The organism is Alkalibacterium kapii, assembly GCF_007988865.1.
Classification (GTDB): domain Bacteria; phylum Bacillota; class Bacilli; order Lactobacillales; family Carnobacteriaceae_A; genus Alkalibacterium; species Alkalibacterium kapii.
This window is the reverse complement of the sequence record NZ_BJUY01000003.1, coordinates 98,167-112,534: the sequence shown is the minus strand read 5'-3', so window position 1 is coordinate 112,534 and position 14,368 is coordinate 98,167. Positions and strand designations below refer to the sequence as shown.

Annotated in this window: 11 protein-coding genes; 6 read left to right on the top strand and 5 right to left on the bottom strand. The window is 38.0% G+C overall.

Features of this window, described 5'->3' with window-relative positions; translation table 11 throughout:
* The first annotated feature begins 406 nt into the window (after positions 1-406).
* From rpmH to AKA01nite_RS09410, 5 genes are all read left to right on the top strand, one after another.
* Positions 407-547 carry a 50S ribosomal protein L34 gene (gene rpmH / locus AKA01nite_RS02215; RefSeq protein WP_146923371.1) on the top strand — a complete coding sequence of 47 codons (141 nt, stop codon included), beginning with the start codon at positions 407-409 and terminating at the stop codon, positions 545-547.
* 109 nt (positions 548-656) lie between these two features.
* On the top strand, positions 657-1,007 hold the full coding sequence (gene rnpA / locus AKA01nite_RS02210; protein ID WP_146923369.1) for a ribonuclease P protein component: 351 nt from the start codon (positions 657-659) through the stop codon (positions 1,005-1,007).
* Positions 1,008-1,103: 96 nt separating this feature from the next.
* Positions 1,104-1,904 carry a YidC/Oxa1 family membrane protein insertase gene (locus AKA01nite_RS02205; RefSeq protein ID WP_371860844.1) on the top strand — a complete coding sequence of 267 codons (801 nt, stop codon included), beginning with the start codon at positions 1,104-1,106 and terminating at the stop codon, positions 1,902-1,904.
* Positions 1,905-1,976: 72 nt separating this feature from the next.
* The gene (jag, locus tag AKA01nite_RS02200; protein WP_146923365.1) at positions 1,977-2,909 is read left to right on the top strand and encodes an RNA-binding cell elongation regulator Jag/EloR; all 933 of its coding nucleotides are present in this window, start codon (positions 1,977-1,979) and stop codon (positions 2,907-2,909) included.
* Between the two features lie 333 nt (positions 2,910-3,242).
* A complete protein-coding gene (locus AKA01nite_RS09410; RefSeq protein WP_281282433.1) occupies positions 3,243-3,365 on the top strand; it encodes a hypothetical protein in 123 nt (40 codons plus the stop codon).
* Positions 3,366-3,485: 120 nt separating this feature from the next.
* On the opposite strand, the gene AKA01nite_RS02195 is transcribed toward AKA01nite_RS09410, so the two are convergent.
* From AKA01nite_RS02195 to AKA01nite_RS02180, 4 genes are all read right to left on the bottom strand, one after another.
* Positions 3,486-4,265, bottom strand: coding sequence for a class C sortase (locus tag AKA01nite_RS02195; protein WP_146923363.1), 780 nt, complete (start codon positions 4,263-4,265; stop codon positions 3,486-3,488).
* Entirely contained in the window at positions 4,262-5,155 is an 894-nt protein-coding gene (locus AKA01nite_RS02190; protein WP_146923362.1) for a class C sortase, read from the bottom strand. The genes AKA01nite_RS02195 and AKA01nite_RS02190 overlap by 4 nt, the downstream gene beginning before the upstream one ends.
* A gap of 109 nt (positions 5,156-5,264) precedes the next feature.
* Entirely contained in the window at positions 5,265-6,992 is a 1,728-nt protein-coding gene (locus tag AKA01nite_RS02185; protein ID WP_146923360.1) for a SpaA isopeptide-forming pilin-related protein, read from the bottom strand.
* Positions 6,993-7,018: 26 nt separating this feature from the next.
* Positions 7,019-10,567 carry a SpaA isopeptide-forming pilin-related protein gene (locus AKA01nite_RS02180; RefSeq protein ID WP_146923358.1) on the bottom strand — a complete coding sequence of 1,183 codons (3,549 nt, stop codon included), beginning with the start codon at positions 10,565-10,567 and terminating at the stop codon, positions 7,019-7,021.
* Between the two features lie 939 nt (positions 10,568-11,506).
* On the opposite strand from AKA01nite_RS02180, the gene AKA01nite_RS02175 reads away from it, so the two are divergent.
* Positions 11,507-12,781, top strand: a complete 1,275-nt coding sequence (locus AKA01nite_RS02175) for a bifunctional folylpolyglutamate synthase/dihydrofolate synthase (protein ID WP_146923356.1) — start codon at positions 11,507-11,509, stop codon at positions 12,779-12,781.
* Positions 12,782-13,083: 302 nt separating this feature from the next.
* Here the strand turns inward: AKA01nite_RS02175 and AKA01nite_RS02170 are convergent, their stop codons facing one another.
* On the bottom strand, positions 13,084-14,223 hold the full coding sequence (locus AKA01nite_RS02170; protein WP_146923354.1) for a glycerol dehydrogenase: 1,140 nt from the start codon (positions 14,221-14,223) through the stop codon (positions 13,084-13,086).
* Positions 14,224-14,368: the final 145 nt, after the last annotated feature.

The window sequence follows — 14,368 nt, the reverse complement described above, 5'->3', positions numbered from 1 at the left end:
GTGGATATTAATTTTACGGAATGGATTATTAACACAGAATGTGGATAACTATTCACTGGTTATGTCTTTGGTTACAATGCTTAGGGAGGTTATGCACAAGTAAAATAAGTCTGTGCGCAAGTTACATTCACACGCTGTGCAGTTGTGGATAGTCTGTTAAAAAAGCAGTGGACAAGAAAAGAAGAAAGCAGAGTTATTCTTAACATGTGGATATCTATTTGGTATAATTATTTTTTTTCATTCACATAATTGTGATGGATAGACTTAGATTTATAGGAAAATAACTTGACAATAGTCAAAATTTTTTCTAGAATAATATAGTCTGTCTATATAGTTTAAAGTGATAGTCTGACATTGCTTACTTGAGTACAGAAGATATAAGGAAAGGTTCAGGAGGTGTTTGCCGATGGCACAAGGATTAACATATCAACCAAAAAAACGTAAACGTCAAAGAGTACACGGATTCAGAAAACGTATGAGTACTAAAAATGGACGTAGAGTACTACAAAACAGACGTCGTAAAGGAAGAAAAAGAATTTCTGCTTAATGACGCTAGGCGACGGAAGCTTCTTGCTGGAATATTGGGTGAGAGCGCGTTGCCTTTTTTTTATATAAAAAAGCAGTGTACTTAGTTAATTTAGAAAGATGGGACATTAATGAAAAAAGCTTATCGTGTAAAAACTGAAGCAGACTTTCAAAAAGTCTTTCATCAAGGACAGTCGATGGCCAACCGGCAATTTGTGGTGTACAGTCTAGAAAAAGAAAAACAAAAACATTTCCGCGTCGGGCTATCGGTTGGAAAAAAATTAGGCAATGCTGTTGTCAGAAATTCAATTAAACGTAAGATAAGACATTGTTTAATAGAATTCGATCAGAAAGATTTAATCAAACCAGAACAGGATTTTATCGTGATTGCCAGAGCGCCAGTCAGTCATATGGACTACCATGAAATTAAAAAGAGTCTCTTACATGTTTTGAAACGGGCTCATATATTAAAAGAGAATTAATTTGGATTTTAAAAAATAAGGTTAATGATGTTTAGAAAAGAGGAGAAGTACGTGAATTTTTTAAGAAAACGTAAGCGATTGCTTTTGTCATTATCGATGCTTGGTTTGGTTGTGTTTTTATCAGCATGCGGAACAGAGCCAGTAACTTCAGACAGTACAGGAATTTGGGAAGGGGTAATAATTTATAACTTTGCCCGAGCGATCATCTGGTTATCCAACTTCTTTGGTGGAAATTATGGTATAGGAATTATTCTTTTTACGGTCATTGTTCGAGCCCTGCTGATTCCATTTACTCACTTTCAACAAAAAAACATGCAGCAGATGAATGAAATCAACCCACAGATACAAGAGTTGAGAGATAAATATTCAGCTAAAGATACAGAAACACAAGAAAAACTACGAGAAGAACAACAGCGTCTCTATAGTGAAGCCGGTGTCAATCCGTATATGGGCTGTTTGCCAATGCTGATTCAAATGCCCGTGTTTATTGCTCTTTATCAGGCGGTTAACCGTACGCCTATTCTGGCAACGGGAGATTTTTTGTGGGTGAACCTGGGCGATCCGGACCCGTATTTCCTTTTACCTATTCTAGCGGGATTATTCACTTTAGGAAATTCAGTTCTAATGAGTATGGGAAGACCTCAGGCTGGGAATAAATTCATTACTTATGTCATGCCGCTCTTTATCGTCTTTATTACCTTGCGTTTATCAAGTGCTTTAGCCTTGTACTTCACAGTTTCAAACGGATTTGCTGTTATCCAGACCTTGCTTTTCCAAAATCCGTTTAAAGCGAGAAGAGAGCGTCAGGAAAAAGAAGCACGCCAGCAGGAAGAAGAACGTCAGCGTAGACGCGCCTTGAAAAAAGCACAGAAACAAAGAAGAAATATAAAAAAATAAAATTCTTCTGACTTATGCTTATTTATTTGGTAAAATATAGGTGAGCAAAATTTGGAATGGAGGATAGTATTCATGAATGACAAATATACTGCACAAGCCGCCACAACCGAAGCGGCTATTGAAAAAGGATTAAAAGCATTAGGTATAAATAAAGAAGATGCGATAATAGAAGTGGTACAAGAAAGTAAAAAAGGCTTCATAGGAATCGGGCAAAAAGATGCCATTGTTGTTGTAAAAAAGACCAATACAAAAGATGCTGTTGAAGAATTATTGTCCAAAGAAGTCATGTTGGGTGAAGAAGAATCAACAACTATAAAACCATCTGAAAAACAAGAAGAAAAAGGTATTCTTGAAGATGAAGCGGACACTGAAACTGACAAAGAAATGCGTGAAACAGGCAATGAAACAAATGAAACAGTTGAGGATAAAAAAGCTTCAAACGTAAAAGATGCTAGTGAAACCGTAGAAACTGAAAAAGCAGAAGACACAAACAATGTAAGTCAGGAAAAGAAAGAATTGTTTAACGAACAGGACGAGGCTGCTGTTCAAAAAGTTTCAGAATATTTGAAAACTGTCGCTACAAAGATGGGTGTCGAAGATGTCACTATCAATGTAAAGCGCGACTACAATCGTGTAAAGTTCTCGATTGAAACGAAAGATGCCGGTTTGATCATCGGTCGTCATGGAAAAGTCTTGAATAGTCTGCAGACATTAGCGCAGATCCAAATGCATCAGGAAGCGGATAATAAACTCTACGCCAAGGTGGATGCAGAAAATTATCGTGACCGCCGTAAAAAGACCGTAGAACAGCTGGCTACACGTACAGCTGAGAAAGTACAGCGAACCAAGCGTCCAGTTATTTTAGAACCGATGCCTGCACATGAGCGTAAGCAGATTCACCGCTATCTCAATAGATTCAGTGGTGTCCAAACACATTCTGAAGGGAAAGATCCACACCGCTATTTGGTAGTCGAACCTTCAAAAGAAGAAGATTTCACATTGTAAGTAAATAAGTCATTTAAAAAGCTCTCCAGACAATTAACGTCTGGAGAGCTTTTTTTATCAAATCTTTTGAACGAAAGCTCAAAGTCTATATATTCTTCAAGTTATTATAAAGAATTTATAAATTGTACTATAGCAACTGATATATATTTGAAAGAGCCGGACCATGGAGAAGTTCGGTCGATACGAACAGAAAATGAGGTAGAAAGAGCCGAAGCAAGAGGATGTTCGGTTGTTACGATCAGAGAATGGGATGGAAAGAGCCGAAGTAAGAGGAAGTTCGGTCGACACGAATAGAGAATGGGATGGAAAGAGCCGAAGCAAGAGGATGTTCGGTTGTTACGACCAGAGAATGGGATGGAAAGAACCGAAGAAGGAGAAGTTCGGTCGATACGAACAGAAAATGGGGTAGAAAGAGCCGAAGCAAGAGGAAATTCGGCTGAAACGATCAGAGAATGAGTTGATAAGAGCCGAAGAGGCGGAAGTTTGACAGATTCGAAAAGTGACTAACCGAACCAAACCGAACAAACAACAGGTAAAACTCTCTATATAAAAATCAACAAAATCATTTCAATAATCCTAGTTTACCCTCTCGCCATGAACGAGAAGCCGTTTATAGTTCATAGGATACTTTAAACAAGTGACGAGGGTTACCAAGTCTTTATCTTTTTGAATGCTTAAACTATCAACTTCGTCAGGTAAAACAACCGCAGATCCTGTGACGCGATAAGTCATCGTTACATCTAGCGTTTGTATTTCGAAAGTATCTCCTCTATTTAAGTCGTTGAGGTGTAAAAACATATGATGTTTAAGAGTACCACGGTGCCCTGCAATAACGGAATGAGTACCTTTGCCTCCAATAGGAAGGGACGTGCCCGTGATTTGAGCAGCGCCTTTCATCAAGTTAGTATCGGAGGCCCCAAGATAAATGGGAAGGGTAATATTAATTTTAGGAATACGGATCACTGAGAAGAAGGATTGAGAAGATTTATATTTTTTAGATGAGACTGAACTAACGTCTTCTATTTCAACATGAGAGTTATCTATGAGATTATCATCGTTTGCAGGTTCTTTCGGACCACCGTTATCTGAATAAAAAGCATTTGATGCGATAACTTCATCCGTAAAAGCATCTTCTACAGTATTATCAGGATTATTTGAAAGTATTTCATTATAGCGTTCCATTTCATCCCAAATCTCTTGTTTTTCTTCAAAGGGAAGAGGTTGAGCAGATACGGTCTCGAATTCCTCTATCTCCTGTTGTATGGCGTAGTCATTAATATAATGAGCAATGTAAGGATAAGCTAGGAATGATATTCCTATTAAAAATAGAAGGAGAGAAAACACTTTTTTCTTCATTCTATATCTTCCTTTCTTGTACTTCGTTTATAGATTATTAAACTAATCGAAAGAATACCGAAAATCGTACCAACTGTAATTGGAAGAATATAGGATTTTTCTTCTTGTATAGAAGGGGGGACTGCAGCGGCAACTGGTTCTTCTGGAGTGTATGGGATGCGTTCGCCCATTACGAGTAATCGATGCGTATTTATCATATAAGGGGTACAAGTGATGAGGGTAACTAAATCTCTATCTTCTTGAATAGAGATCAGTTCTGTTTCATATGGAAGTACTGTATTGATTTCAGTTACTTCATAAGCAAGAGTTTCATCAAGTATATTCAAATAAAAGACATTGCCAAGTTCCATATCGGGAAGGTCTGTAAATAACTTTGATGTTGGGAGACCCCGATGTCCTGTCAACACTGCATGAGTACTTTTCCCGCCCATAGGAAAAGAGGTGTTTTCCATGTGACCAATGCCTTTTTGAAGAACGGCATCGCTCGTACCGGCGTATATGGGGAAATTACCATCGATGGCAGGTATATTTATATATCCCAACGTTTGACCCAAGCTTTCTGTAAAGACATTGAAAGAAGAACGAGACTCTTCTGCTGTTATTTGATTGGACTTACTTTCATCAAAAGGATCCTTATAAGTCTGTGGGGCAGATGAATTATTCAATGATTCGTTGTATTCAGCGATCTGATCTTTAAAGGTGTTGATGTCATCTTCTGATAGTTGATCAAGGGAATCTTGATACGTATCGATGACGCGCGTTTGAGTTATACTGGAGTATATTTGTGTGATGATAGGATATGAGAAAATACTCAAGCCTACTATAAAGGCGATAATCAAAAGTATTGAAGAAGGAGATAATTTTAGGTATGAGCGATTTGGCTTTTTCATGAGAGAAGGCCTCCTTTCAATTGGAAATACAAGGGATTATGTAGAAGGGATGAGACAGGTGTCTCATCCCAGAGGTGTCAGGTATCGATTAAGCTCAGATCAGTAGAAGTTATTTTTCGGCTTTTTTATATAGTTTAACTGATGTACCCATTAAACCAAGTCCGATAATACTGAAAACTAATGTACCCATACCACCTGTTTGAGGTAGAGTGATTTCAGGTCTGTTTTCGATTCCAGCTGGTTCTGCTAGGACGTAGTCAGAAACATTAGCATAGTAACTATTTTTATTTACTGTGAATTGGTAATCTTCGCCAAGTATTCTATACTGTACACCGTCTACTTTCGGCGCTTTGATTTCTTCAAGATAGTAGTCACCATAAGCTAGACCTTTGATTTCAAAGTAGCCATCAGAATCTGATACTAAAATCCAAGCTGAAGTTTTATCTCCCCAGCTGTAATCTTCTTGAAGATACAAGCCGTCATTGTTATGCACTACAAATTCTGCACCAGGTAAACCGTCACCTTCTTTGTTTACTTTCACAAAAGGTTTACCACCAGTATGAACAACAGGAGGATTTTCTTCTGTGTCAACGTATACGTCAAAACCATTATTATAATTTAATTCCACGTTGTTCTCGTAGTCTCTTCCCATAACAGCATTCTCATTAAGGAAAGTGTCAAAGGTGATAACGAGTTCATCTACGCCTTCCAGAGCATTGATGTCAAAATCAAGTTCCAATGTGCCGCCTTCTTGACCATTAGTTACACCAGAAGCAGTAAAGTTTGTAAATGCTGTACCATCAGCTTCCACAATAAGATTCCCTGCATAAGTGAGTTCTGACCCGAATGTATCCTTGATAATATAACTTACAGGATTTTCTGTGTCGATAAAGGCTGGTACATCTGAACGGATGACCCAAGTAAGGTTTTCAAAGAAATCACCGGTGTCAGTATCTTGCCCTTGCTCTGTTACCGATTTATCGATTTCAGGCAGGTCATAGTTAATCAGCGTGACACCTTCGCGAATAACTTTTTGATCATTAATACTATTTAAATCATTACCTATACTATAAGCGTGGTCGTCTTTTGTTATGTCAAATGTGATAGGAGTTTCATCTAAACCATAGCCGTCAGGCGCACTTGTTTCCACAAAGTAGTAACTGCCAACAACTAGATCGCCAACTGAAATTTTACCATTTGCGTCTGTAGTTAAGCCGGATCCAACCAATTCATCTTCACCATCGCGTACTCTGAAGAGACTAAATACTGCTTCAGATAGAGGTGTTTCTAGGTCCTCTGCCCATTTACTTAGTTCAACAGCACCCAAGATCAGCTGGTTCTTAGGATAGACGTGGACATCACTATTCCATTCTGTACCATTTGGATTCATCATAGGGACATCTACTAAGAATGGTGCACTGAATTCTTCAACGCCCTTAGGTGTATCTGTTTCAACAACATAATAACGTCCGGCAGTTAAGTTATTGAATTTAGCTAAACCGTTTGCATCTGTCACAAGAGAAGTACCGCCAGACAAATTACTATCGATATCATCAAGCGTTACTCCGTCATCGACAGGATATATAGTAAATTCGACCCCTTCTAAAGGTGCTGAATCACTTGGAACTGTTTGAGATAACCCATCGTTTGTGATTATATCTTGTTCAAGAGGATCATAGTTGAACTGCAGTTTATGAATATGAAGATTTCCTATTTCTGGTCTTCCATTATCGGAGGGGATTGAACCTTCTGCCATAGCCAAAGAAGGTGTCATAACGGACAGGAACATAAATAGCCCTAACAGAAAGCCAACTATTTTTCTTATTTTTTTAGTCATTTTCTTTTACTCTCCCTTTTCTTATATTATGATCGTTTTCTTTTCTTTTTATTAAGGCCATAAAGTGCTCCGCCCATTAGTGATACGCCTAAAACAGAGAATATGGTGGTTCCCATACTTCCTGTGCTTGGCAGTTCAGCTTGACGTTCGTTCTCAATAGTCAGCTCAACATCAGATAATTCGTCATTAATTGTGATTGAAAATGAATCATCTTGTAAAAGATATCCTGCGGGTGCTTTTGTTTCTACTAATACGTATTCTCCGTGTGGAATATCTTCGAACACCAGCTCTCCCTGTGCGTCAGTTGTTCCTGTAGCGATGACTGTATAATCTACTTCTGAGGTATATAATCTCAGTTCGAATTCAGCACCGGCTAACGGGGAAGGTTCCTGTATTGAAGCATCTACTTTTTGAATAGTGAGAGAACCGACTTTTAACATGTTCTCAATCTGGATTGGATTTTCTAATGTAATAACGTCTCCATTCGCATAAGCACGAACAATGTCGTCTTCATCCAGTCTGATTTCCACCTCTATCGTGTCGCTCATTCCTTCATATCCATTAGGAGCGGATGTTTCACTCAAAATATACGTCCCAACTCTTAAATCCTCAAAAGTGATTCTGCCGGTATTAGGATCTGTTGTGTGAGTTCCGACTACAGTCCCATTTTTACTCAAAGTAAACTCTGCCGTAAGATTTTCACCTGTAATAGGATTACCTTCGCTATCGGTTTTCTCGATAACAAAGCCGCCTGTCATTAATGTATTGGTAAGTGAAACATTAAGGACGCCAGATTGTGAAGTGTCCTCAGTAACGGATTCAACGTCTGAATCATAATCGGCTACTGGTTCTTCTTCGATACTGTAAGTGAATGTTCTGCCTAAATTGTCAAAGCGAGCAAGTGAACCGGCCTCAAACAGCCAGTTATCGTTTGTATCTGGACTTACTGTAATTTGACGAACAAATTGTTTTTGAGTGGTTCCTTCGGCTGTTCGATAAAGATTGAGAACAATAGAATCTGGACGGTCTGCAGGGGAATCATTTTCCCATGATTTTTCACCATTCAGTAGCCAGCCAGGAGCTTTTACAGAAGGAATAGGGAATTTATTTGTCACATTGGGTGTGTTTGCAACAGGAGTCAAGAGTGTTTCACCATTTGTCTGATAATAATAATTTGGAGTGAATCCTGAATCTTCTGTATCCAAGTGAACAGTATAAACTAAACGAATCCATTCATTTGCCCCTAAGTTCAGTCCAGTTACTTTGATTGTGCCATTAGGATTTTCAGTAACTTGAACAGAATTGAGAAGATTTGGACTGCTTGCCTGTAAGGAGTAGTCTGAACTATCGAACGTGCCATCAGTTCCTTTATCTAGAATGATCTGATCACCCATTGGATCAGTTATACTACCGTTAGCAATCGATTTAGTAACAGTCGTACTGATTTGCTCTAATATATCTTGGATTTGAGAAACTTGAGAGGCATCATAGTAGTAGTTATCATCTGTGGCGACGTTCTTCATAACGTTTAATGCCTGTTCTCTCGAAGCAAATTGACTATTGACTGTTTGATCAGTTAATTCGATTCCGACTCCGTATAAGTCTATACCGGCATTTTTAGCAAATACTGCCTCCGACATCGTTGAAACAAAATGGTCTGTCACAGTATAACCACTTGCTGAATACTGCTGGTGTATGGCTGGTGACCAACCAGAACTGCTTAGATAGTAACGTGTACCATCTCCCTTACTAGTAGAATTATAATTGAAGGAGGTTCCGTAAAAATTATAGAAGCTGCTGGTTCCTTCATAGTTTACTAAAGGACCATTAGATGTAGCTGTACTCATACGATAGCTTAGTGTTGGTAAGCCGTCACTAAGGAAAATCACAATTTTATTGGTAGCATTGCTTCCGCTTAGAATCGTACGTGCTTGCCTCAACGCTGCTTGAGTATGCGTTCCTCCTATTTGACCGTTATTCGCATCCCAAGGCAGTATGCTTGTCAGATCTGTTGCATCTGTTGTTAGCGTTGTAGAGGTATGAGAACTGAGAATTTGCGAAGCATAAGTGACCAACGCCATACGAATAGAACCATCGGGATTGGCGTTCTGATTTAGTAACCCATTTATAAATGAGGTTGCTGCATTTGATGCAACAGTTACACGGTTGTTATCTACCATACTGTTTGAGTTATCCAGAACGAGCACAATATCTGTATATTCAGTCTCAGTTACTGTTTTTCCCGAAACTTCTAAAGTGATATCATATTGTCCGGGAACAGCAGTTTCGCTGGCTGTCTTCTTAAGCTTTCCGGCCTCGTACTCGACGGGCTGAGGTGAATGATTTCTTACGGTTGATCCATCTTGACTATATGATGAAGGATAAGTTCCTTCTGAATCAGTAATGTAGTTTATAGAGGTAAGACCAGCCATTGCCAGAAGAGCAGCACGTTGTTGCATCACGGGCTGTTTTTTGACGGGAATAAAACCATCTGTCGTTCTTGGTCCGCCAGTATAAATCTCTTTTCCACCTTCAATGTAGTATTCCTGTTCTTCTTCAGCCAACTCATTACTATCAGAATTTTCAGATTCTTCTTCTATAGCTTGTTCTTCGGACTCTTTATCTAGTGGTTCAGAATCCTCAGAAACTTTTTCTTCTTGATCCCCTTCTTCTACAGGATCATTCGTTGTCTCTTCTTTTTCAAGGTTCTCGTCAGTTTTTGCAGAATCATCTGTTGACTGCTCTTTTTCAGTGTCTTTATCTGACTCTGTTTGAGCAGCTTTCTCTGCTTCCAACTTAGCGGCTTCTTTTTCAGCTTTTTCTTGCTCTGCTAAACGTTTTTCTTCCGCTTCTTTCTCGGCTTTTTCTTGAGCAGCTCGTTCAGCGGCTTCTTTCTCGGCTTTTTCTGCAGCTAATCTATCAGCCTCTTCCTGGGCAGCTTTCTCTGCTTCCAACTTAGCGGCTTCTTTTTTAGCTTTTTCTTGCTCTGCTAAACGTTTTTCCTCCGCTTCTTTCTCGGCTTTTTCTTCGGCAATTCGTTCTTTTTCAAGTTGTGCAAGTTTGTTTGGGATGGAAAGTGCTTGAAGGGGAGGGTTTACGGCCGCCTCTTTTTCATAAATAGAAGCACCGATTTTAAAATTCAATTTTTCAGAAGTGAGATCATTGACTGAAGTTTTAAAGGTTAGAGTGAGGGTTTGGCTATTAGTAGTGTAGGTTTGAGGTTCGAATATATAACGATCATCTACTGACTTGAATACACCAGTTGGGGTCGCGGACACGAGCTCTGGCGCACCGACATCTTTCGGTACGACCATTTCCACGCGCGGAGAGGATTCTTTTTCCGTTTCATCTTGGGTAACAGTAACCTCCCAGGTGATTAGTTTTCCATCCTCGCTCAATGACCAGTCGGCTTTTCCTGTCCCTGTTTTGTCAGAAAACAAGGTGACAGACTGTGTCGCTTCAGCTGACGCTTGGAGAGAGGAAATCAGACTGTGTGGAATGAACTGAATGAATTGAAAGAAGATAAACAACAGCGCAATAACATGCGTGTGTAACTTTTTTTGTTGCGTTTTCACATCCTATACACCTCCGTATATCATGAATAGAAAAATAAAAGCAGCAGATTTATTTTTACCAAAAGCATCACCACCTTAAAGTGTATATTCTTATTTAGAGAAAAATAAGTATGAAGAAATAAAAAAGAAGTGAGAAGCAGAAGTAGGTTTAAGATTGGAAAAAGAGGGATAAGAACAATAAATAGTTGGGATTGATAGTTGATTCGAAAGACTAAAGGGGGGGAAGCGAGAATGAGACGTTGGTTTAAGAAAAGTAAAAATGAGTGGAGGATAGAAGTGAATTTATTTAAAGCAAGTATATTCAAAAGAAAAAATTAATTCAACTAATAAGACTATAACTGAAACAGCTAATTATCAATAAAACGTTTCATCTTGTTGAGAAATTCAGTCTGATAAATAATAAAAAGTTGAAAAAGGCCCTTGAAGAGAAAAAGAAATTTTCTAGAAGTCAAAGGCGTTAATCTTTTTCATTTGCTTGGGAGGTAAGTATAGGGGGATTCATAGAAATGATATATAATGGATTAGTGGTTTTTTCTTTGATCATTAGATTGGTTTTTTCACCTCAGTAAAAGTATATTTTTCACAATTTGTAAATTTTATGAAAGAAAAGAAAATTTATTAGAATAAAATGAATCTTTATCTCTACCCCGAGTTTATAACTTGTTATCATAAAGCGCAACTATTAAGCTTACTAAAATACAAACAATATACTTCTTTTTATTAAGTCTTTATATAAATTGTGAAAAAATAGCAAAATATTAACAGTTAACCTTGTTTTTAACTGCGTAGAGATGATAGGTTTGTTATAAATCATAAATGTTTCAGAAATCATTATTGTATAGAAAAAGATGTTGTTGCCGGATACTGAACCCGTTATACTTGAGCAGAAGTAGAGATACTTAAATCATCAGTTAAAATACAGTTAAAAGAGGTTTTCTAATGGATATGAAAGATGTTATTGCACTAGTTAATACGAATAGGGGCAATGGAAAGAAAGAAAGTTTAAATCGTATGCACACCTTACTAAACAAACTAAATAACCCTGAAAAGCACTTGTCATTTGTACACATCGCCGGCTCCAATGGGAAAGGATCGACCGCCTCTTTCATTGCCCAGGTACTTACTCAGGCAAATATCAAAACAGGTGTCTTCACATCCCCTCATTTAATAAAAGTGAATGAACGCATCAGGATAAATGAGCAGTTGATATCGGATGACGCATTTATTTCTGTCACACAAAAAGTAGCGGCAGTCGTAGATGAAGTTGAAAATGAATGTGGCGAACGTTTATATTCTTTTGAAATTTTAACAGCTGTTGCTCTTTTATATTTTAAAGAAGAAAAGTGTGACTTAGTCATTCTCGAAGCGGGAATCGGCGGCAGACTTGATGCAACGAATACGATCCCCGTTCCCGAGGTTGCTGTTATTACATCAATAGGAATGGATCATACACGGGTCTTAGGGGATTCTTTAGAGAAAATTGCTGAAGAAAAAGCGGGAATCATAAAAGAAAACGGGGATATCGTGATACCTGTGTTCAAACCATTAGTTGAGCAAATTTTTCAGAAAAAAGCGCAAAACAAAAACGCTAAACTTCATAAAATAGATCCAAGTAAAGTAGAGCATATAACCTTGAGAGATAAAGGAAGTACGTTTTCCTACAAGTCATTTAAAAATTTAAGGATCAATATGAGTGGGAAACACCAGGTGAATAATGCGCTCTTAGCCATTGAAGCAGCCAGGATTCTAAAAGACAAAGGATGGAATATTTCTGACCAGCACATTACTGATGGATTAGAAAAAGCTTATTGGCCGGGACGGATGGAGAAAATCCAGGAAAAACCAGCTGTTTTTATCGACGGGGCACATAACCCCGAAGGAGTAGAGGCATTGACGGCATCGATCAAAGTCCTTTTTCCAAAAGAAAAGCTTATTTTTTTAGTGGGGATGATGAAAGACAAAGATTATATGAAAATGATTGACAAAGTGCTGCCACATGCGAAGAAAATATATACAGTATCTCCTGATCCGTATCGAGGTTTCGATCCTGAAACGGTATCAGATCAATTAAGGCAAAAAGGGGTACAGTCTGAAGCACTTGCTTCAACAACTGAGTTATATGATTTTTTAACTAATTTGAAAGATAAAGATGATACAATCATCATTTATGGCTCACTCTATTTGATTGGAGAAGTAAAAAAACATTTTTCCTGATTTAAAAAATGTTTCCTCGTTTTTTGGACTGCTTGAAGTGTTTTATAGATTGTCTTCTAATTCGAGGAGGGCGTAAAAAGACGCGCATATTTATTTAGCATGAGATGTCAGTTCATTGAAAAAAATGAAAGGACTTAAAAAAATCTGTATTACCATAATTTTTATTTTTTCAACATGTGATGTATCTACAAAAGACGTATAAAAAGACAAAGAACAACGAAAACGATAGCTTCCATTGTTCTTTGTCCATCAGGGATTAATTTTTAGCAATACTATGCCTTAGAAAATTATTTGATCATAGATTATTTAGTATTTTTTCTTTCCTTAAAGTCGCGACCAATCGCATCCGCTGCTATAATCGCTTGTGCAACAGATTCAACTGTTATTTCAAAAGGCATTGAATGAATTGATTCTTCTGGAATCGTTGCTTTTTTAGCGACTTCTAAAATTTCGTCATATTTAACTTCTTTAACATCTAAATCAGCTAATGATACTGGTAAACCAACAGAAAGACTGAAGGTCAGAAGTTCTTCAATTTCAGATGTCGGTGCATTTTCAAGAACCAGCTGAACAAATGTCGTGAAAGCAACTTGTTCGCCATGGTAATAATTTCCTGGTCCATCTAACACAGTTAAACCATTGTAAATAGCATGTGAAGCAGCTAATCCAGCTGACTCGAATCCTAAGCCTGAGAGTAAAGTATTAGCTTCGACAATGTCTTCTAATGCAGGTGTTACGATATTGTTATCTGCTGCGATTTTTGCATTGTATCCTTTAGCTAGAATAACTTCTAAACTTTTTTTAGCTAAAGTCATAGCAGCAATTGTTCCTTTAGCAGGTCCTGTTGCGCCGGTGTGATAACCATTTGGTAAACCTGCGTTTACATTGGCATTCGACTGACGTGTTGCTCGTGCTTCATAGTAAGTTGCTAGGGTATCACCCATACCGGCGACTAAAAATCGACTTGGCGCTTGGGCAATAACGGTTGTGTCCATTAATACTACATCTGGGTTTTTACTAAAATAAGCATAGTCATCAAATTGATGATCAGATGTATATAATACAGCAGAGTGACTAGTTGGTGCATCTTGTGCAGCGATTGTAGGGCAAATGATATTATTGTGACCATTTGCAACAACTTTAGACGTGTCAAGAGCTTTTCCTCCGCCCAAACCAACAATGACATCGGTGCCTTTTTCTTCTGCTAATTTTTTCAAGCGATCCACTTCTTCACGGGTAGCTTCTCCACCGAATTCTGCGCGATGTAGTTTCACTTTAAATTTTTCAGCTGTTTTATCTAATTTATCTTGTACACGATCGATATCTTCCGTTTTCCCTATAATCAGCGCTGAATTTCCTAGGGATTGAATATAAAATCCTAAGTTCAATAACTCATCTTCACCTTGGACATACTTGCTGGGACTGATAAAAGCTTTTCTCATTGTTTTTCCTCCTATAATTTAAGCGTTTTCTATTACTAAACAAACTTTACCGAGTAAGCGTTACCAATTCAACAGACAATGAAACAACTTTGTCCGTTTGGCTTTATCATGCTGATAACATATACTTAGTTACTAGACAATTATC